At 66.9% G+C, this 19,832-nt stretch carries 16 protein-coding genes; 13 read left to right on the plus strand and 3 right to left on the minus strand.

Annotated features, from left to right (window positions below; genetic code table 11):
* Positions 1–27 precede the first annotated feature (27 nt).
* Both murB and murC read right to left on the minus strand, forming a co-directional pair.
* On the minus strand, positions 28–930 hold the full coding sequence (gene murB / locus BVE01S_RS08205; protein ID WP_066626426.1) for a UDP-N-acetylmuramate dehydrogenase: 903 nt from the start codon (positions 928–930) through the stop codon (positions 28–30).
* Positions 927–2,339: a UDP-N-acetylmuramate--L-alanine ligase gene (gene murC, locus BVE01S_RS08210; protein ID WP_066626428.1), complete on the minus strand. Its 1,413-nt coding sequence runs from the start codon at positions 2,337–2,339 to the stop codon at positions 927–929. Before murC ends, murB begins: the two co-directional genes overlap by 4 nt.
* Before the next feature lie 182 nt (positions 2,340–2,521).
* On the opposite strand from murC, the gene BVE01S_RS08215 reads away from it, so the two are divergent.
* The 5 genes from BVE01S_RS08215 (at position 2,522) to BVE01S_RS08235 (ending at position 10,942) form a co-directional block, all read left to right on the plus strand.
* Positions 2,522–4,609 (plus strand): catalase, encoded by a 2,088-nt coding sequence (locus BVE01S_RS08215; RefSeq protein ID WP_066626429.1) that lies wholly within the window; start codon positions 2,522–2,524, stop codon positions 4,607–4,609.
* Positions 4,610–4,706: 97 nt separating this feature from the next.
* Entirely contained in the window at positions 4,707–5,798 is a 1,092-nt protein-coding gene (locus BVE01S_RS08220; RefSeq protein WP_066626431.1) for a site-specific DNA-methyltransferase, read from the plus strand.
* Positions 5,799–6,008: 210 nt separating this feature from the next.
* Positions 6,009–7,124 carry a glycosyltransferase family 4 protein gene (locus tag BVE01S_RS08225; protein WP_066626500.1) on the plus strand — a complete coding sequence of 372 codons (1,116 nt, stop codon included), beginning with the start codon at positions 6,009–6,011 and terminating at the stop codon, positions 7,122–7,124.
* A 92-nt stretch (positions 7,125–7,216) separates the two neighbouring features.
* Positions 7,217–8,647, plus strand: a complete 1,431-nt coding sequence (locus tag BVE01S_RS08230; protein WP_084375343.1) for a TadE/TadG family type IV pilus assembly protein — start codon at positions 7,217–7,219, stop codon at positions 8,645–8,647.
* Positions 8,648–8,794: 147 nt separating this feature from the next.
* Positions 8,795–10,942, plus strand: coding sequence for an amylo-alpha-1,6-glucosidase (locus BVE01S_RS08235; RefSeq protein ID WP_066626433.1), 2,148 nt, complete (start codon positions 8,795–8,797; stop codon positions 10,940–10,942).
* Between the two features lie 3 nt (positions 10,943–10,945).
* On the opposite strand, the gene mutY is transcribed toward BVE01S_RS08235, so the two are convergent.
* On the minus strand, positions 10,946–11,995 hold the full coding sequence (gene mutY / locus BVE01S_RS08240) for an A/G-specific adenine glycosylase (protein ID WP_066626434.1): 1,050 nt from the start codon (positions 11,993–11,995) through the stop codon (positions 10,946–10,948).
* A gap of 20 nt (positions 11,996–12,015) precedes the next feature.
* Between mutY and BVE01S_RS08245 the strand changes: the two genes are divergently transcribed.
* The 8 genes from BVE01S_RS08245 (at position 12,016) to BVE01S_RS17280 (ending at position 19,788) form a co-directional block, all read left to right on the plus strand.
* Positions 12,016–12,570, plus strand: a complete 555-nt coding sequence (locus BVE01S_RS08245; RefSeq protein ID WP_066626436.1) for a DUF721 domain-containing protein — start codon at positions 12,016–12,018, stop codon at positions 12,568–12,570.
* A gap of 107 nt (positions 12,571–12,677) precedes the next feature.
* Positions 12,678–13,772 (plus strand): PAS domain-containing protein, encoded by a 1,095-nt coding sequence (locus BVE01S_RS08250; RefSeq protein ID WP_055805817.1) that lies wholly within the window; start codon positions 12,678–12,680, stop codon positions 13,770–13,772.
* Positions 13,773–14,228 carry a response regulator gene (locus BVE01S_RS08255; RefSeq protein WP_084375344.1) on the plus strand — a complete coding sequence of 152 codons (456 nt, stop codon included), beginning with the start codon at positions 13,773–13,775 and terminating at the stop codon, positions 14,226–14,228.
* A gap of 107 nt (positions 14,229–14,335) precedes the next feature.
* Positions 14,336–14,980 (plus strand): DsbA family protein, encoded by a 645-nt coding sequence (locus BVE01S_RS08260; RefSeq protein WP_039246870.1) that lies wholly within the window; start codon positions 14,336–14,338, stop codon positions 14,978–14,980.
* A 15-nt stretch (positions 14,981–14,995) separates the two neighbouring features.
* A complete protein-coding gene (locus BVE01S_RS08265) occupies positions 14,996–15,607 on the plus strand; it encodes a thioredoxin domain-containing protein (protein ID WP_066626438.1) in 612 nt (203 codons plus the stop codon).
* A gap of 12 nt (positions 15,608–15,619) precedes the next feature.
* Complete coding sequence (gene smc, locus BVE01S_RS08270) at positions 15,620–19,057, plus strand: chromosome segregation protein SMC (RefSeq protein WP_066626440.1); 3,438 nt, start codon at positions 15,620–15,622, stop codon at positions 19,055–19,057.
* Entirely contained in the window at positions 19,054–19,467 is a 414-nt protein-coding gene (locus BVE01S_RS08275; protein WP_066626442.1) for a surface-adhesin E family protein, read from the plus strand. The genes smc and BVE01S_RS08275 overlap by 4 nt, the downstream gene beginning before the upstream one ends.
* 216 nt (positions 19,468–19,683) lie before the next feature.
* Positions 19,684–19,788: a hypothetical protein gene (locus BVE01S_RS17280; protein ID WP_084375345.1), complete on the plus strand. Its 105-nt coding sequence runs from the start codon at positions 19,684–19,686 to the stop codon at positions 19,786–19,788.
* Positions 19,789–19,832: the final 44 nt, after the last annotated feature.

A 19,832-nucleotide genomic window follows, 5' to 3' on the forward strand; every position in this document is an offset into this window, starting at 1 on the left:
CCGCCGGCTATTTTTGCGCGGGATTTTTTATCCCGCTCGGCCGATCCGCTTGATTTCCCACTCCAGCTGAACGCCGGTCTTGGCCAACACATCGGCGCGAACCGCCTCGCCCAGGCCTTCGATGTCGGCGGCTGTCGCCTCGCCGGGATTGATAATGAAGTTGGAGTGCAGTTCGCTGAACTTGGCCCCACCGCCCGTCTCGGTGTGCAGCTTGCCGCGCCATCCGGCCTCATCCACCAGCTTCCACGACGAATGGCCCTCGGGGTTCTTGAACGTCGAGCCGCCCGTCTTCTCGCGGATCGGCTGGGTGGTCTCGCGACGGCTGGTGATCTCGGAGATCCGGGCCGCTACCGCCTCGGGTTCGTCAGCCGCGCCGCGATAGGTCGCCTCGATCCAGACGATGTCGGCCGGCGCCCGGGAATGGCGATAGGTGTAGCCGAAGTCGGCCAGATCGTAATCGACCCGCTCGCCCGCCCGCGTCAGGCCCCAGGCCGAAACCAAAACGTCCTTGGTCTCGGAGCCGTAGCAGCCGGCGTTCATGGTCAGGGCGCCGCCGATCGTTCCCGGAATGCCGGCGTAGAATTCCAGCCCGGCAATCCCCGCCTTGGCGCTGGCCTTGGCGACCATCGAGTCCAGCGCGCCCGCGCCGGCCGTGACCGTGTCGCCGTCCGTCGTGATCTGCGCCCACGGGCGGCCCGCCAAGCGGATCACCACGCCCTCGACCCCGCCGTCACGGACGATGACGTTCGATCCGACGCCTAGAACCGTCACCGGCACGGCCGGGTCCAACGCCTTCAGGAAATCCGCCAGATCCGCGGCGTCCGCTGGAATGAACAGGGCCTCGGCCGCGCCGCCTACCCGGAACCAGGTATAGGGCGCCAGCGGCTCGTTCCGCAGCAGCTTGCCGCGCACTTCGAGCAGAGCGATCACGCCAGGGTCTCCAACTGCGCCGGCAGGCCATAGGCCCAGCTGGTGATGTCGCCGGCGCCCAGCAGCACGACGACGTCGCCGGACTTGGCCTCATCCTTGATCAGGCGAGGCAGCACAGCGGCGTTCTCCAAGGCCTGGACGTGACGGTGGCCGTAGCGGCGCACTCCGTCGGCCAGGGCGTGCTTGTCCACACCTTCGATCGGTTGTTCGCCGGCCGGATAGACGTCGGCGACGATCACGCTGTCGGCGTCCGAGAAGCAGGTCGAGAACTCGTCCATCAGATCGCGCAGACGCGTGTAGCGGTGCGGCTGAACCACGGCGATAACCCGTCCGTCCGTCACCTGACGGGCGGCCTTCAGCACGGCGGCGATCTCGACCGGGTGGTGGCCATAGTCGTCGACGATTCGGACGCCGCCCACGACGCCCGTCGTGGTGAAGCGGCGCTTGACCCCGCCGAAGCCGGCCAAGCCGGTGCGGATCGCGTCGTCCGACACATCCAGTTCGCGCGCCACGGCGATCGCGGCCAGGGCGTTCGACACATTATGCCAGCCGGCCATCGGCAGATGGACGCCGGAGATCACATGGGTTTCGCCATTCTGGATGACCACGTCGAAGCGACAGCCGTCCGGCCCCATCTCGACATTGTCGGCCCGCACCATCGCCTGCGGATTGACGCCGTAGGTCACAAGCCGCCGGTTATCGATGGCCGCGACCAGCTTTTGAACCTCCGGATGGTCTAGGCAGACAGCGGCGAACCCATAGAAGGGTATGTTCTCGACGAAATCCACGAACGCCTTCCGCACCCCGTCGAAGTCGCCGTAGTGGTCCAAATGTTCGGGGTCGATGTTGGTGACGATGGCGACCGTCGATTTCAGGCGCAGGAAGCTGCCGTCCGACTCGTCCGCCTCCACCACGATCCAGTCGCCGTCGCCGACCTTGGCATTGGTGCCATAGGCGTTGATGATGCCGCCGTTGACCACTGTGGGATCCAGGCCCGCCGCATCCAGCAGGGCCGCCACCATAGAGGTCGTCGTCGTCTTGCCGTGCGTGCCGCCAACCGCGATCGAGAACTGCAGCCGCATCAGCTCGGCCAGCATCTCGGCCCGGCGCACCAGCGGGATGCGGCGCTCGCGGGCCGCCTTCATCTCGGGATTGTCGGCCTTGACCGCCGTCGAATAGACCACCGCTGAAACGCCCTCGCCCACATGGGCGGCGTCGTGGCCGATGAAGATCTTGGCGCCGAGCTGTTCCAGCCGTTCGGTATTGGCGCTCGCCTTGGCGTCAGAGCCCTGCACCGAATAGCCGATCTTCAGCATGATCTCGGCGATGCCGCTCATGCCGATGCCGCCGATGCCGACGAAATGAACGGGACCGAGGTCGAACGGGACGGGGCGTAGGCGTGCGATCATTTTCGCCTCATAAACGCCGCCTCGCCTCCTGCGAAGGGCGCGCCGCATACGGAGCGAACTTTTCTAAGGACGATCGGGCGCGGCTGTGCGCGAACTCGCACAGAACTATTGCGCCTCCACCGAGTTGTCTTCGGGAACGCGCGCGGCTCCCGCTTGCGCCGCTGCTCCAAAGGACTCCCAAGATGGCCAAGAACGCAAAGCCGGCCGGCGCGCCGACAATCGGCAACGCCGGCGAGGTGCACCAGACCGCCTCGACGCCTGAGACCCGCCTGACCACAAATCACGGGACGCCGATCAGCGACAATCAGAACTCGCTCAAGGCCGGCCCGCGCGGCTCGACCCTGCTGGAAGACTTCATCCTTCGCGAGAAGATTCAGCATTTCGACCACGAGCGTATCCCTGAGCGGATCGTCCATGCCCGCGGCTCGGCCGCCCACGGCTTCTTTGAACTGACCGACAGTTTGTCGGAGTTCACCACGGCCAAGATCCTGACCGAGGTGGGCAAGAAGACCGAGCTGTTCACCCGCTTCTCGACCGTCGCCGGCGGCGCGGGCTCGGTCGATACGCCGCGCGATGTGCGCGGCTTTGCGGTCAAATTCTATACGACCGAAGGCAACTGGGATCTGGTTGGCAACAACATCCCCGTCTTCTTCATCCAGGACGCGATCAAGTTCCCCGACCTGATCCATTCGGTGAAGATGGAGGCCGACAAGGGCTATCCCCAGGCGGCCAGCGCTCACGATACCTTCTGGGACTTCATCGGCCTGATGCCCGAGAGCATGCACATGGTCATGTGGGCCATGTCCGACCGCGGCATCCCGCGCAGCCTGCGCATGATGGAAGGTTTCGGCGTCAACACCTTCCGGCTAATCAACGCCGAAGGCGAGGCGACTCTGGTCAAGTTTCACTGGCGGCCCAAGCTGGGGACGCAATCGACCTGCTGGGACGAGGCGGTCAAGATCGCCGGCGCCGACCCCGACTATCACCGTCGCGACCTGTATGAGGCCATCGATCAGGGCGACTTCCCCGAATGGGAGTTCGGCGTGCAACTGTTCACCCAGGAACAGGCCGACGCCCTACCCTTCGACATTCTGGACGCCACCAAGCTGGTGCCGGAAGAAGATTATCCGATCCGCGTGATCGGCCGAATGGTGCTGGACCGCAACCCGGACAACTTCTTCGCCGAGACCGAACAGGTCGCTTTCCTGCCGACCAACATCGTGCCTGGCATCGAATTTTCGGAAGACCCGCTGCTGCAGGGCCGGCTGTTCTCCTATCAGGACACCCAACTCTCGCGCCTGGGCACGGTCAACTTCCACCAGATCCCGATCAACCAGGCCAAGGGCTGCCCCTTCCAGAACTTCCAGCGCGACGGTCATATGCAGATGGCCGTGCCCAAGGGCCGCGCCAACTATGAGCCCAACAGCCTGGCCGAGGCGGGCGAGGACGGCGGCCCGCGTGAAGATCCCAAGGGCGGCTTCAGCACCGCGCCCATCCCGGTCGAGGGCGAAAAGGTCCGGCTGCGCGCTGAAAGCTTCGCCGATCACTACAGCCAGGCACGGCTGTTCTTCCGCTCCCAGACCGAGATCGAACAGGCCCATTTGGCCAGCGCCATCGTGTTCGAACTGTCAAAGGTGTCGCTCGCCCACGTTCGCGAGCGCGTTCTGGCCAATCTGCAGAACGTCGATGAGACCCTGGCCCAGCGGGTCGCAGACGGCCTGAACCTGCCCCTGCCCAAGGCGTCGGACCCCGGTGTGGCGCCCATCGATCTGGACGCCTCGCCCGCCTTGCGCATCGTCGGCAAATATCCCGATACTCTTAAGGGCCGAAAGGTCGCCATCCTGGTCGCCGACGGTTCGGACGGCGCGGTCGTCGACGCCGTTCGTGCGACGGTCGAAGGCGACGGCGGCTCTGTCTTCATCGTCGCGCCCAAGATCGGCGGCGCCAAGCTGAAGGACGGCAAGACGCTGGCGGCCGACGGTCAGCTGGCCGGCAGCCCGTCGGTCCTGTTCGACGCCGTGGCGATCGTTCTGTCCGAGGACGGGTGTGCCCAGATGCTGAAAGAAGGCGCCGCAATCGATTTCACCAAGGACGCCTTCGGCCACCTCAAGGCCATCGGCCACACCGCTGAGGCCCAGCCCCTGTTGGACAAGGCGGGCGTCGAGCCGGATGCAGGCGTGATCGATCTGTCCAAGGACGCCACAGGCTTCCTCGCCCCCGCCCTCACCCGGCAGTGGGACCGCGAGCCCAAGGTGCGCATGCTGGCGTAAGGTGAGGGGTAACCGGCGTGAACGCTTCGCGCCGGTTACTCGACCTTAACCACAAGGATTCACCATAGCGGTCTCACTGTTGCGGGGCCGCGTTTCCATGTCCGATCTGAAGACCCCTGTCCTCGCCAAGGACGTCATTTATCGTGGCGACTGCATCGAGGTGCTGAAGAGCCTGCCCGACGCCTCGGTGGACATGGTCTTCGCCGATCCGCCGTATAATCTGCAGCTGGGCGGCGACCTGCTGCGTCCCGACAATTCCAAGGTCGATGCGGTCGATGACGACTGGGACAAGTTCGCCAGCTTCGCCGAATACGACGCCTTCACTCGCGCCTGGCTGGCGGAATGCCGCCGCGTCCTGAAGCCCGAGGGCTCGATCTGGGTGATCGGCAGCTACCACAACGTTTTCCGCTTGGGATCGGCGATCCAGGACTTGGGCTTCTGGGTGCTGAACGACATCATCTGGCGCAAGTCCAACCCGATGCCGAACTTCAAGGGCACCCGGTTCACCAACGCCCATGAGACCCTGATCTGGGCCGCCAAGTCGCGGGATCAGAAGCGCTACACCTTCAACTACGATGCGCTGAAGGCCTTCAACGAAGACACCCAGATGCGCTCCGACTGGACCTTCGCCCTGTGCACGGGCGAGGAGCGGATCAAGGACGCCGACGGCAAGAAGGCCCATCCGACTCAGAAGCCCGAAGCCCTGTTGCACCGTGTCCTGCTGTCGGCGACGCGCCCCGGCGACGTGATCCTGGATCCCTTCTTCGGCACCGGCACCACCGGCGCCGCCGCCAAGCGCCTCGGCCGCCATTACATCGGCATCGAGCGTGACGAGACCTATGCCGAGGTCGCCGAAACCCGCATCGCCTCAGTCATCCCTGCCCGCCCCGAAGACCTGATGGTCACAGGCTCCAAGCGTGCCGAGCCGAAGGTGCCGTTCGGCGCCCTGGTCGAGGCCGGCCTGCTGCAACCCGGCGACCGCCTGTACTGCCCCAAGGGCGAGCGCGAGGCGCGGGTTCGCGCGGACGGTTCGCTGGTTCACGGTTCGCTCAGCGGCTCGATCCACAAGCTGGGCGCGCTGCTGGAAAACGCACCGGCCTGCAACGGCTGGACCTACTGGCGCTTCAAGACCGACCAGGGGCTGAAATCCATCGACGCCCTCCGCTCCGAAGTTCGCGCCGCGATGTAAGCCGCTGCGACCGCGCGTCGCGTAAGCCACATCAATCACTTAGCCGGCAATCCGTCGCTAATACGTACGATTTCGCACACTCAGTATGGGTTAGCGTCGCTGTAACCCCGCGAAACCTATGTGAAAATTCATCAGCTGTGACGGAACTTCGCAGTTGCGAGAACATTGATGTCAACGGCCCGCCAGGATGCGGTGTCGGAGCACATCACCATGAAAATCGCGCAGATCACCCCGTTGTACGAGGCTGTGCCTCCCAAGCTGTACGGCGGTACGGAACGTGTGGTCGCGCATCTGACCGACGCCTTGGTCGAGCTGGGCCACGACGTGACGCTGTTCGCCAGCGCCGACGCCCAGACCAAGGCGCGTCTTGTGCCCGTGCGCGATCAGGCGATCCGTCTGGATCCGGCGCCGTTGAAATCCGATCTCGCCGCCCACCTGTCGATGTTGGGCGAAGTGTTGGACCGCGCCGACGAGTTCGACGTCATCCACTTCCACACCGACATGGTCCACTTCCCGCTGTTCCAGAAATATGCGGACAAGACCCTGACGACCCTGCACGGCCGTCTGGATATGAAGGACCTGCCCGGCGTCTATGCGCGTTGGAGCGAGTTCGGGCTGGTCTCCATCTCCGACGATCAGCGTAAGCCGCTGCATTTCGCCAACTGGAAAGCCACCGTCCATCACGGCATGCCGGGCGAACAGTACATCTTCTCCCCGAAGTCCGAGGGCTATCTAGCCTTCCTGGGTCGCATCTCGCCCGAGAAACGCCCCGACCGCGCCATCGAGATCGCCACCAAACTGGGCAAGCGTCTGAAGATGGCCGCCAAGGTGGACGCCGCCGACAAACGCTATTGGGAAGAAGCGATCCGCCCATTGGTTGAGGGCAATCCGCTGATCGAGTTCATCGGCGAGATCGGCGACCATCAGAAGTCCGCCTTCCTCGGCGGCGCCGAAGCCCTGCTCTTTCCCATCGACTGGCCGGAGCCGTTCGGTCTGGTGATGATCGAGGCCATGGCCTGCGGCACGCCGGTGATCGCCTTCCGCTGCGGCTCGACGCCAGAGGTGATCGAAGACGGCGCCACGGGCTTCTTGGTCGACACGATGGAACAGGCCATCGCCGCCGCCGGACGCGCGCATCTGCTGGATCGGGAGGCCATCCGCGCGCGCTTCGATCTGCGGTTTTCCGCCACGGCCATGGCGCGCCGGTATCTGGACGTTTACGGCGACCTGCTGGCGCGCCGTCCGTTTGCGGAGGCTGCCTTGGATGACGTCGTCACGCCCCTGCGCCCGTTGGTGGAAGACCGAAGCTTCGCTGCGATCGCCTAACGCCTGGGCGATCTGCGGCGCCTAACGGCGAAGCTGTTCACTTTAAAATTATCCTTGTCGGCTAAGCGGGGCTCATAATCGGGGCGCTCGACATGAAATCGACAGTGACAGGGCGGCTTTTGGAGAAGCTCCGCCGCGACGTATCGGGCAATATCGCCACCTTCTTCGCCCTATCTGCGATGGCGCTGGTTTTGATGGTCGGTCTGGCCATCGACATCAATCGCTACGTCTCCGCGCGAAATCAGGTCCAAGAGGCGCTCGACGCCGCCGCGCTCGGCGCGGCCGCCTCTCGCGGAAAGACCCAGAAGGAACTTGAAGAGGCCGCTTCGCCCTACCTTCAGGCCAATATGAAGACCAACCAGGTCATCCCCGGCTGGAAGAGTGAAACCACATACGTCAACGACAAGATCGTCAGGGTCAGCTTCTCCGGCGGCGTGAAACCCATCTTCGCCGGCTTGGCGGGAATAAAGCAGTTTGATCTCAACGCCGTATCGGAAGCCACGCGCGGCGTCGCCCAGCGGATCGAAACCGTTCTGGTGCTCGATAACACCTGGTCGATGAGCGAAAAGGACAGCCGCTCGATCAAGCGGATTGATGCGCTAAAGAGCTCGGCCAGTCTGCTGGTCAATGAGCTGATGGCGACCGAAAGCGACGAGGTCTCGATCGGTGTCGTGCCCTATGCGGACTACGTCAACGTCGGCGTGGCCAATCGCAAGGCTTCCTGGATTTCCGTCCCCGACGACTATGTGCAGGAGCGAACCTGCACGACCAAGACGACCTACAGCGGCGGCACGCCCTACCCCTGCACCACCGTGCGCGACGGCGTCAGCGAGACCGGCACCTGCTACAAGGATCAGGTGGTCAAGACGGTCCCGGTCACACCCTATCGCTGCGACATGACCTACAAATGGTTCGGCTGCGTCTATTCGCGCAATGTCGGCACGACCCGGCTGAATGATTTGTCGCCGGCGACGCCCTACAAGGGCTTCCTGACGACGGGCCAAAGCTGCCTGAACGCGGTCAGCCCCCTGTCCAAGAGCAAGTCCAGCGTCCTGAATGCGATCAAGAACCTGGTCATCAACGTCGGCGGCTACAAGCCTGAAACCCACATCCCATCCGGCCTGATCTGGGGCATCAATCTGCTGTCGCCCACTGCGCCGTTCCAGGAAGGGGGCGCTTACGACCCCGCGAACCGCACGCCGCGCAAGATCTTGGTGTTGATGACCGACGGAGTGAACACGATGCGATATAGGTCCTCGGACGGCGCGCACGTGGCCACAGTCAAGCCTAACGAACTGGCGGCGACAGATGGAGATCTGGATGCGATCTGCACCTACGCCAAATCAAACAAGATCGAAGTGTTCACTGTGGGCCTCAACGTCCCGACGACGAACGGGCGCAACCTCTTGCGAACCTGCGCCACGGACTCCGACCACGCCTTCCTGGCTGAGGACAGCGCCGCCTTGGAAGCCGCCTTCCGCGAAATCGCACGGTCAATCGGGGTCGTGCGGCTAGTGAAGTAACGGCAGTCGCCGCCGGCATGCGAAAAAGCACAGGTTCGCCTGAACCCGTCGGCGACTTGCCCATTAAAGTCTGCAAGCGGCCCCTGAGCGCCGCATTCGGGTGCGACACGTTCGGCCGAGGCCTCACAACGACGGGGAAGAGACCGCATGGACGACGCCTATTCCACTCAACTGACCGCCGGTGAATCGGTCGAGGCCACGGGTCTCGAACAGCTGATGGCGCTGAAGGAAGGCGACACCTTCCTGGTCGCCGACGGGTGGGGCGACATGAAGGGCGGCGCCGACGGCCTGTTCGCGGGCGACACCCGCGTCCTGTCGCGCTGGGCCATGACCGTCGGCCTGCTGAAGCCGTCGCGTCTGTCGTCCGGTGTCAGCCAAGACAACGTCTTCTTCTCCTGCCACACCACCAATCGTCCCCTGCCCCCGATGGGCGGCCGGTCGGCGCCGGCCGGCGTCCTGCATATCGAGCGCCGGCGCTTCCTGTGGAACCGGCGGATGTTCGAGCGTATCCGCATGGTCAATCATGGGGTGGAGGACATCCTGCTGCCGCTGGCCTTCGACTTCGGCGCGGACTTTTTCGATATCTTCCAGGTGCGCGGCACGCCGCGAGCCAAGCGCGGAACCATCCACACGCCGACCACAGACGGCCGTCGCGTCACCTTCCGCTACACCGGCCTGGACGACGTGGATCGATCCAGCTGCATCGCCTTCTCCGAACCGCCCGCGCGCCTGACGCATCAACGCGCCGAGTTCATGTTCAGCCTGCCCAAGGGCCGCTCGCTGGACCTGTTCATCGAATGCGGCGTGGACGCCTGCGAGACGCCGGACGCCGATCGCTGGCGCCAGAACGCCATCCAGGCCCGCCTGGCCATGCGCGCCAAACGCCGGCGCGGCGCCTCGGTGCGCGGCCCGCGCAGCCCGCGCTTCAACGACTGGCTGGACCAGTCGCGCGCCGACATGGCGCTGTTGACGACCGACCTGCCGACCGGCCCCTATCCCTATGCGGGCACGCCGTGGTTCTCGACGCCGTTTGGCCGCGACGGCATCATTTCGGCTTGGCAAATGCTTTGGCTGGATCCGTCGCTGGCCAAGGGCGTGCTGACCTATCTGGCCTCGCGCCAGGCGACTGAGACCTCGCTCTATCGGGACAGCCAGCCCGGCAAGATCATGCACGAAACCCGCGGCGGCGAGATGAGCGCCCTGCATGAGGTGCCGTTCGGTCTCTACTATGGCGGGGTCGACACCACCTGCCTGTTCGTGGCCCTAGCCGGCGCCTACGCGAACCGCACCGGCGATCTGGATCTGATCCGCACGCTCTGGCCCAATCTGATCGCGGCCGCCGACTGGATGCGCGACTATGGCGACAGCAACAATGACGGTCTGATCGACTACCAGCGCGGAGCCGACACCGGCCTGTCCAACCAGGGCTGGAAGGACTCCGAGGACTCCATCTTCCACGCCGACGGTCGCTTCCCCAAGGGTCCGATCGCGCTTCTGGAGGTTCAGGGCTACGCCTTCGCCGCCTGGAAGGCGCTGGGCGATCTGGGCGAGCGCCTGCACGACGACCGCACGACCGAATGGCGGATGCGCGCCGAACAGGTCCGCTCGCTGGTCGAGGAAAAGTTCTGGATGGAGGACGAGGGCTTCTACGCAGTGGCCCTCGACGGCGACGGCCAGCAATGTCGCGCCATCGCCTCCAACGCCGGGCACCTGCTGTTCACCGGCTTGCCGTCGCTGGAGCGCGCGCGGCGTGTCACCAAACGCCTGCTGACCGCCGAGTTCCGCACCGGCTGGGGCATCCGCACGCTGGAGGTTGGACAGGCCCGCTTCAATCCGATGAGCTATCACAACGGCTCGGTCTGGCCGCACGACACCGCCATGGCCGCCGCCGGCATGGCGGCTTACGGCGAGCGCGATGCGGTCGCGGAAATACTGGCCGAGATCTACGCTGCGGCCGCCCACTTCCACCTGCGGCTGCCCGAACTGTTCTGCGGCTTCCCGCGTGAGCCGGGCGAGCCGCCGATCGCCTATCCGGTCGCCTGTCTGCCTCAGGCCTGGGCGGCGGGCTCGGTCTTCCTAATGCTTCAGGCGACCCTGGGCCTGTCGATCGACGCCTGGACCGAGACGGTCGATCTGGCCGATCCGGTCCTGCCCGCCGGTCTGGATCGTCTGAAGATCACCGGCCTGGAAGTCGGCGGCGCCGTTGTCGATCTGAATATCCAGCACGCCGACGGTCGCGCGGTGGTCATCCCGCATCACAAGCGGGGCAAGGTCTCGATCCGCACATTGCGATAAGGGTCAGCCGAACAGATCGGGCGCGCTCGCCCTATCCAGCGCCTTGGCGAAGACTGTCGGCAGAGCGGCCCGCGCCGCCTCGATCGGCATCCAGCGATAGGGGCCGTCCGCATCAACACGCGCGGTCATCACCGCCAGCGTCAGGCTGAAGTGGGTGAAGACGTGCTCCACAGCCCCCGCGTCGCGCCAGTCGGCCTCGACCGGCGCTGCGGCAACAGGCTCGCCTGTCGTCCAGTCGCTGGTCGGCAGGCCCAGCATTCCGCCCAGCAGCCCCTTCTCAGGCCGCGTCTCGACTGCGATCCGCCCCTGATCATCGATCAGCACATAGGCCGCGCCCCGCCGATGCGGCCGGTCCGCCTTCTTCGTCTTCATCGGAAACCGGGCCGGGTCGCCCGTGGCCAGACCCAGGCATTCGCTGGCTACCGGACAGGTCCCGCACGACGGTGACTTGGGCCGGCAAACCGTCGCGCCAAGATCCATCAGCGCCTGCGCCCAATCGCCCGGCCGCTCGTCCGTGACGAACAGGCCCGCCAGCCGCCTCAGCTCGGGCCGGGCGGCGGGGACCGGCGTTTCGACCGCGAACAGACGCGCCATGACCCGCTCGACATTGCCGTCCACGACATTAGCCGCCCGGTCGAAGGCGATGGAGGCGACGGCCGCCGCCGTATAGGCGCCCACGCCCGGCAGGGTGAGCAGCGCCGCCTCGGTGTCCGGAAACACCCCGCCATGCTCGCCCGCCACCGCCCGCGCACAGGCCAGCAGATTGCGCGCACGCGCATAGTAGCCCAGCCCGGCCCAGGCCCCCATCACCTCCGCATCCTCGGCCGCCGCCAAGTCCGAGACCGTCGGCCATCGCGTGGTGAAGGCGTGGAAATACGGCGTCGCATGCGGCACGGTCGTCTGCTGCAGCATGACCTCCGACAACCAGACGCGGTATGGCTCGGTCCGCGCCGCGCCGAAGGCGGCGCGCCACGGCAGGCTGCGCGCATGGGCGTCGTACCAGGCCACCAGCTGGGAGCGGATCAGGTCTATGTCGGGAGAGACGTCAGGCATCGGTCGGGCTATATAGACCCATGCGCCGCACGCTGCCCACAGACGCCGAGGTCCGCGAGATCCTGTCTCGCCGCCGCACCCGTCCGGTCCCCCGACCGGCGCCGCGCGCAGGCAAGGCGCTGACGCCCCTGATCAAGAAGCTGGACGAGCAGTTCGGACGCGGCGCAGGCGCGCTGGAGCCCCGCTGGCGCGAGATCGTCGGCGATCGCCTGGCGCGCGTGACCCGTCCTCAGAAACTGACCAAGGGTAAGGGCGGTCAGCCCGGCGTGTTGGAGTTGCGCGTCGCCGGCGCCGCCGCCCTGCTGATCCAGCACCAGTCCGAGGACATCCTGGCCCGCGTCAACCTGTTCCTGGGCGCCGGGACGGTGGATCGGTTGCGCATCGCCCAGGGTCCGGTCGCCCCTTTGAAGGAGGCCGCCGCCCGTCCCAAACGCAGCGCCAAGCCGCCGCCCCTGCCCGCCCAGGCCGAGGCCGATCTGGCCGCATCGATCGCTTCAGCCCCCGACGATCTCCGCGCCGCCCTGGCCCGGCTGGGCCGCATCGCCCTGTCGCGCTCCGACATCAAGTCCGACTGAGCGCCGCGCCTTGGTTGGCAGTCGCCCCCCGGTGCTGTAGGAAGAGGTTGTAAAGCGACAAATATCCGCACGGCGCTTCCGGTCGCGCGCCTGTATTCCGAGTCCCGATGAAGCAGCAAGACGACTGGCGACTTACCGATGTCGTCGAACACGAAATCGGGCGTGGAGATCCGTTCGCCGCCGCCATACGCGGCACGCGCATGCCGATGGTCATCACCGACCCGCGTCGCGACGATAATCCGATCGTCTTCGCCAACAAGGCCTTCCAGGATCTGACCGGCTATGAGCGCGACGAGATCATCGGCCAGAACTGTCGGTTCCTTCAGGGGCCGAAGTCCGACAAGGCCGCCGTCGCCAAGATCCGCGAAGCTCTTGAGGCCGGCGCCGACATCCACATTGATCTGCTGAACTATCGCAAGGACGGCAGCACCTTCTGGAACGCCCTGTTCATCAGCCCGGTGCGCAACGCCCAGGGGGAGATCGAGTATTTCTTCGCCTCGCAGCTGAATGTGACCGAGCGGATTGAGGCTCAGGTCTACGTCGAAAAGCAAAAGGCTCTGGTCGAACGCGAAGTCGCCGCCCGCACCGCCGATCTGCAAGAGGCGCTCGCCGCCAAGACCCTGCTGCTTCACGAGGTCGATCACAGGGTCAAGAACAACCTGACCATGATCGGCTCGCTGCTGCGGCTACAATCGCGCTCGCTGTCCGATCCGGCCCTGACCGCCACACTGGACTCCATGCTGGAGCGGGTGGACGCCTTGGCGACCGTTCACCGCAAACTCTATCAGTCCGAAGACGTCACCCAGTTCGACGTCGGCGCCTTTACCAACACCCTGGTCGCCGATGTGATTGGCTCGACGGGACGCACCGATATCGAGGTGTCTGTCGATGTGGAGCCCATGTTCATTCCCTCGACCCATGCCTCGTCGATCGGGCTGATCATCAACGAACTGCTGACCAATGCGATCAAGCACGGATTCCCCGAGGATCGCGGCGGCCGATTGATCGTCTCGGCCAAAAGAACGGAACAAGGCGGCCAGGTCGTTGTTCAGGACGACGGCCCCGGCATTCCCGGCGCTGCGCATCAGGGATTGGGCAAGACTTTGATCGGTCGTCTTTCAAAGCAGATCGGCGGCAAGACCCTGTGGCTGCCAGCCGACCCCGGAACGCGCGCGGTCGTCGACTTCCCCGTGAGCGGCTAGGTGCGCGGCGCCGGGCCTCACTTCGACATCCTGGTCGTCGAGGACGAGGCCCTGCTTGTGATGGACCTCGAGGCGATGCTTGAGGACGAAGGCCACCGGTTGGTCGGAGAAGCCATGTCTCTCAGCGAGGTCGAGTCGCTGTCGCTCGACGCGCCGCCCGACATCGCCTTCGTCGATATCCAGCTGGCGGATAACTCCAGCGGCCTGGACGTGTGTCGCCTGATCAAGGATCGCTGGCCGTCCACCGCCGTGGTGTTCCTGACAGCCAACCCCAAGATGATCCCCGAGGACTTTTTGGGCGCACACGGCGTGATCCCCAAGCCTTTCTCGCGTTCCGGCCTGCTGTCGGCGATGCGCTTCATTCAGCAGGGCATAAGCGATCCGCCGCCCCGCCAGGACAGGCCGCAAAGTTTCATCCCCGCACCGGCGATCGATCGGGCCTGGGCGCGCGGATGAGGCGCTGTTGACAAAACTTTGCCGCACCTGTTCCAGACTAGTTCAGGGTTGCGCCATTCCTGGGGAATCGCGTGATCATCGCCAACGATCCGATCCGAGGAACCTTCATGGCCGACACTGAATCCCGCTTCGCCCGCATGAGCCGTCGTGCGGCCATCACCGGCGCCGCACTGGCGACCATGGCTTTGGCGGCCTGCGGCGGCGGCGCCAAGGGTGCGGCCGAGGGCGACATGGGTCTGGGCGCGCCCGAAGGTGCCAAGGTGACCGTGGTCGAATACGCCTCGGTCACCTGCCCCCACTGCGCCCTGTGGCAGAAGAACACCTGGCCGGCGTTCAAGGCCAAATACGTCGACACCAACAAGGTCCGCTACGTCTTCCGCGAACTGCCGACCCCGCCGGTCGACGCCGCCACCGCCGGCTTCCTGGTCGCGCGCTGCGCCGGCCCGGACAAGTATTTCGACGTGGTTCACCAGCTGATGGCGACGCAGCAGGAGATGCTGACGTCCTCGCCGCGCGACTGGCTGCTGCGCACCGCCCAGGCCGCCGGCCTGTCCGAGCAGCAGTTCAACGACTGCGTCACCGACAAGGACGCCGTCGCCGCCATGGAGAAGCGGGTTCAGGCCGCCCGCGCCCAGGGCGTGACCGGCACCCCGGCCTTCTACGTCAACGAAACCCAGGTCATCTCGCCCGGCGGCGAAGGCGCCAGCCTAGCCGACCTGTCCACCGCCATCGACGCGGCCCTGGCCAAGTAACCGAGGTCAAATCAGATGATGCGACGCGCCTTCATCGCCGCCGGTTTCGCCTTCGCCGCCCTGACCGGCGGTTTGGCGACGCCGGCGCTCGCCGCCGATGCGCCCCCGCCCGTCACGGCCCAAGATCATATCCTGGGTCGGGCGAATGCGCCGGTCACGGTGATTGAATACGCGTCCTTCACCTGCTCGCACTGTGCGGACTTCCACAACACCGTGCTGCCGGCCTTCAAGGCCAAATACATCGACACCGGCAAGGTCCGGCTGGTTCACCGCAACCTGCCGACCGCGCCCGCCAATGTCGCCGCCGCCGCGGCTGCGGTCGCCCTGTGCGCCGCGCCCGGACGCTATTTCGACGTGGCGGCCGTCTTCATGCGCGATCAGGCCAACCTGCAGACCACGGGCGCCCAGCCCTGGTTCGCGGCCGGCATCGCCGCCAGCGGCAAGACCCGCGAGCAGATCGAGGCGTGCCTGAACGGCCCGACCATCCGTACGGCCCTCGACGCCCAGATCGAGGGTGCGCGCGCCGCCGGCGTCACCGGCACGCCCACCTTCTTCGTCAACGGGACGATGGTGATGGATCATTCGCTGGAGGCTCTGTCGGCCGCCATCGATCCGCTGCTTCGGTAGTCCGTCGGGACGATGCAGTTCCAGCGCCTCCGGCTCGTCGGCTTCAAGTCGTTCGTCGATCCGGCGGAGGTGCATATCGAATCCGGCCTGACCGGCGTCGTCGGCCCGAACGGCTGCGGCAAATCCAACGTCCTTGAAAGCCTGCGTTGGGTCATGGGCGCCAACTCGGCCAAGGCCATGCGCGGTCAGGGCATGGACGACGTCATCTTCGCCGGTGCCGCTGGCCGTCCTCCGCGCAGCCACGCCGAAGTCAGCCTGACTATCGACAACGCGGCTCGCCGCGCGCCCCAGCCCTTTACCGACAGCCCCGTGCTGGAGGTGTCGCGCCGCATCGACCGGGGCCAGGGTTCGACCTACCGCATCAACGGCAAGGAGGTGCGCGCCCGCGACGTCCAGCTGCTGTTCGCCGACGCCTCGACCGGCGCCAACTCGCCCGCTCTGGTGCGTCAGGGCCAAATCTCGGAACTGATCGCCGCCAAGCCGCAGAACCGCCGCCGCATCCTGGAAGAGGCGGGCGGCGTCGCCGGTCTGCACACCCGTCGGCACGAGGCCGAGCTGCGCCTCAAGGCCGCCGAGACCAATCTGGACCGGCTGGACGACATCGGCCGTGAGCTTGAGACGGCGCTGAACCGGCTGAAGCGCGAAGCCCGCCAAGCCGAGAAATACAAGAAGATCTCAGCGGAGATCCGCGCCCTTCAGGCCGCCCTGCTCTATGTGAGCTGGAACGACGCGCGTCTAGCCGCAGAGGCCGCCGCCGCCGAACTGCGCGCGGCCGACGCCGCCGTCGCCGAAACAACGACCGCCGCCGCCGCCGCCCAGACGGCCGCCCTGTCCGCCCAGGAAGCCCTGAAGCCCGCGCGGGAGGAGGACGCCGTCGCCTCCGCCCTTCTGCACCGCGCCAGCCTGGAGCGCGATCGGCTGGACATGGCTGAACAGGCGGCCCGCGCGGAAGTGGATCGCCTAAAGGGCGAGGCCGCCCGCATCGCCGCCGACGCCGCGCGCGAAGACGGCATGGCGGCCGACGCCCAGCGCGAACTGGACCGGCTCGACAACGAACTGTCCCGGCTGAAGGCCGAGATCGCCGCCGCCCCCGAACGCGGCCCCGAACTGGATAAGGCTCTGATCGCCGCCGAGGAGGCCCGCAAGGCCGCCGACGGCCAGGTCGAACGGCTGGCGGGGATGCTGGCCGCCGTCGAGGCCCGCGCCAACGCCGAGACGGCCCGCAAGCGCGACGCCGAGGCCCGACTGGCCCGCGTCACCGCCCAGCACGATCAGGCCCGACGCGAACGCGAGGCTCTGGGGCCGCTGGAAACGCCCGAGCTGGAAACCGCCCGCCAGGCGCTGGAAACGGCGCAGGCCGACCTCGCCGCGGCGCGCGACGCCGTCGAGGCGGCTGAGGCCACACGCGGCGACCTGGCCCGCGCCGAACAGGAGGCCCGCACCGCCGCGCGCGCCGCAGAGGACCGGCTGGGCCGACTTCAGACCGAGGCGCGCGGCCTGGCCCAGCTGCTGGTCACCGGCAAGCGCGACCATCCCCCCGCCTTGGACAAGGTCCGCGCCGACAAGGGCTACGAGGCCGCCCTCGCCGCCGCCCTAGGCGACGATCTGGACGCGGCGCTGGACGCCAAAGCCGCCGCCTATTGGGGCGGAGCGGATGCGCCCTCCCCGTCCTGGCCCGCCGGTATCACGCCGCTTTCGGATCATGTTCAGGCGCCGGCACAGCTGACCGCGCGGCTCGCTTTTTGCGGTGTGGCGCCGAAGGCCGAGGCGGCCCGGCTGGCGGGGCTTCTGCCGCCCGGCGCGCGCCTGGTGACGGTCGAGGGCGACCTTTATCGCTGGGACGGGTTCGTCAGCCGCGCCGAGGCGCCGCGCCCGGCCGCCGTGCGCCTGGCTCAGCGCACGCGCCTGGCCGAGCTGGAGGCCGAGATCGACAAGGGCAGACCAGCGCTGGATCAGGCGCAGGCGGCTCAGAAATCGGCGACGGAAGCCTTTCGCGCCGCCGAAGAGACGGTCAAGGCCGCACGCCTGAAGCCCTTCGCCGCCGAAAAGGCCGTGACCGCCGCCCGCGACCGCGTCGAGACCCTGGCCCGCGAGCAGGCCCGCCGCGAGGCGCGCGCCCAGGCGTTGGACGACACCGTGACCCGGTTGGCGGCCGACGCAGCCGAGGCGCAAGCGGCCCTGGAAGCCGCCCAGACCCCTGACGCCCCGTCCGAGACGATCGCCGACCTGCGCGACGAACTGACCGCCGCCCGCGCCACGGCCGACGCCGCCCGCACTGCGGCCCAGACCGCCCGGTCGGACCGCGACGCCGAAGCCCGCGATCGTCAGGGCCGCGAGCAGCGGCTGGGCAGCCTGACCCGCGCGCGTGAAGGCTGGGTCACGCGATCCAAGGACAGCGCCGGCCGCGTCTCCGCCTTGGCCAAGGACGCCGACCGGACCGCCGCCCTGCTGAAGCAGGCCGAGGTCGCGCCCCAGGGCTTCGCCGAGCAGCGCGGCAAGCTGCTGGACACGCTGGTCGCCGCCGAGCAGAGGAAGCAGGCGGCGTCGGACGCCATGGCCGTCGCCGAGACTGAGGCGACCGAGGCCGACCGCGCGTCGCGCGCCGCCGAAACCGCCGCGTCGCAGGCCCGCGAGGCCCGCGCCGGCCTGTCCGCCCGCGCCGAGGCCGCCGCCGAGAAGCTGGCCGAGGCCGAGACCACCCTGCGCGAGACGGCGCAGATGTCGCCGCAGGAGCTGGGTCAGAAGCTGACCGACGACGCCATCGCCCGCCCGCCCGACGCCGCCGGGGCCGAGAGCCTGCTCTATGGGCTGGAGCGCGAACGCGAAGCTCTGGGCGCCGTCAACCTGCGCGCCGAGGACGAGGCGGTCGAATACGGCGAGCGGCTGAACAGCATGAAGTCGGAGCGCATCGACCTGACGCAGGCGATCGCCAAGCTGCGCGACGGCATCGACGAGCTGAACGCCGAGGGCCGTGAGCGGCTGGTGGCGGCGTTCGACGTGATCAACGTCAACTTCAAGACCCTGTTCGAAGCCCTGTTCGGCGGGGGCCAAGCCGAGCTGAAACTGGTCGAGAGCGACGACCCGCTGGAGGCGGGGCTGGAGATCTACGCCTGCCCGCCCGGCAAGCGGTTGTCGGTCATGAGCCTGATGAGCGGGGGCGAGCAGGCGCTGACGGCGGCGGCCTTGATCTTCGCCGTCTTTCTGGCCAACCCCGCGCCGGTCTGCGTGCTGGACGAGGTGGACGCGCCGCTGGACGATGCCAACGTGGACCGCTTCTGCCGGATGCTGCACGAGATGCGCAGCCGCACCGACACCCGCTTCATCGTCATCACCCACAACCCCGTGACCATGAGCCGGATGGACCGGCTGTACGGCGTCACCATGCCCGAACGCGGCATGAGCCAGCTGGTCAGCGTGGACCTGAAACAGGCGGAGACCCTTGTCGCATGATCGCCCTGCTGCTCGCGCTCGCCGATCCGCAGTTGGTCCCGACCGGCGTGGGACGGTTCGCCATCTATGCCGACGCGGCCTCGATCGAACGCGAGGGCGACGTGGCGCGGATGCGGGAACTGCAGGTGACCGAGGCCGGGTTCAAGGTCGGAGACGTGACCTATGTCGGGGGCTGGTCGCGGTGGGCGTTCGACTGTCGCGCGAGGACGGCGGATCGGTTGGACTTCTCCTCTTTGAAGGCGGACGGGACGGAAGGGCCGGCGACGCCCGACGCCGCCCCCGCCTATGACGCCGCGCCGGGCGGGGATGCAGCCGAGCTGCTGGCCATCGCCTGCGGAGCCGAACGGCCGGCCCAAGCGCTGACGCTTGAGCAGGCCATCAGCCAGGGACAAAGGGCGCTGGCGGACTAAGCCTCTTGCCATCTCCCTCCCCTTCAGGGGAGGGTGGTTGAGCGCAGCGAGACCGGGTGGGGGCGGCCCAGAATGGCGAAGATCGCAAAAGCCCGAGCGATGCGAAAAGCCATGAGCCCGCCGGAGGCGAGGCTTTGGTTGGCTCTGCGCGACCTTCGATAACAAGGTTTTCATTTCTGACGCCAGCATCCTCTCCTCGGCTATTATGTCGACTTCATTTGTCTCCGACGCGGTTTGGCGGTGGAGGTCGATGGCGGTTCGCACGAGGGCGTGGCGACTGGGACGCCCGCCGTGACGCCGCATTGGCTCATCACGGCGTAAAGACACTGCGCATAGCGGCCTCCGATGTTCGGGATCGACTCCCG

This window comes from Brevundimonas vesicularis NBRC 12165 (assembly GCF_001592205.1).
In the GTDB taxonomy this organism is placed as follows: domain Bacteria; phylum Pseudomonadota; class Alphaproteobacteria; order Caulobacterales; family Caulobacteraceae; genus Brevundimonas; species Brevundimonas vesicularis.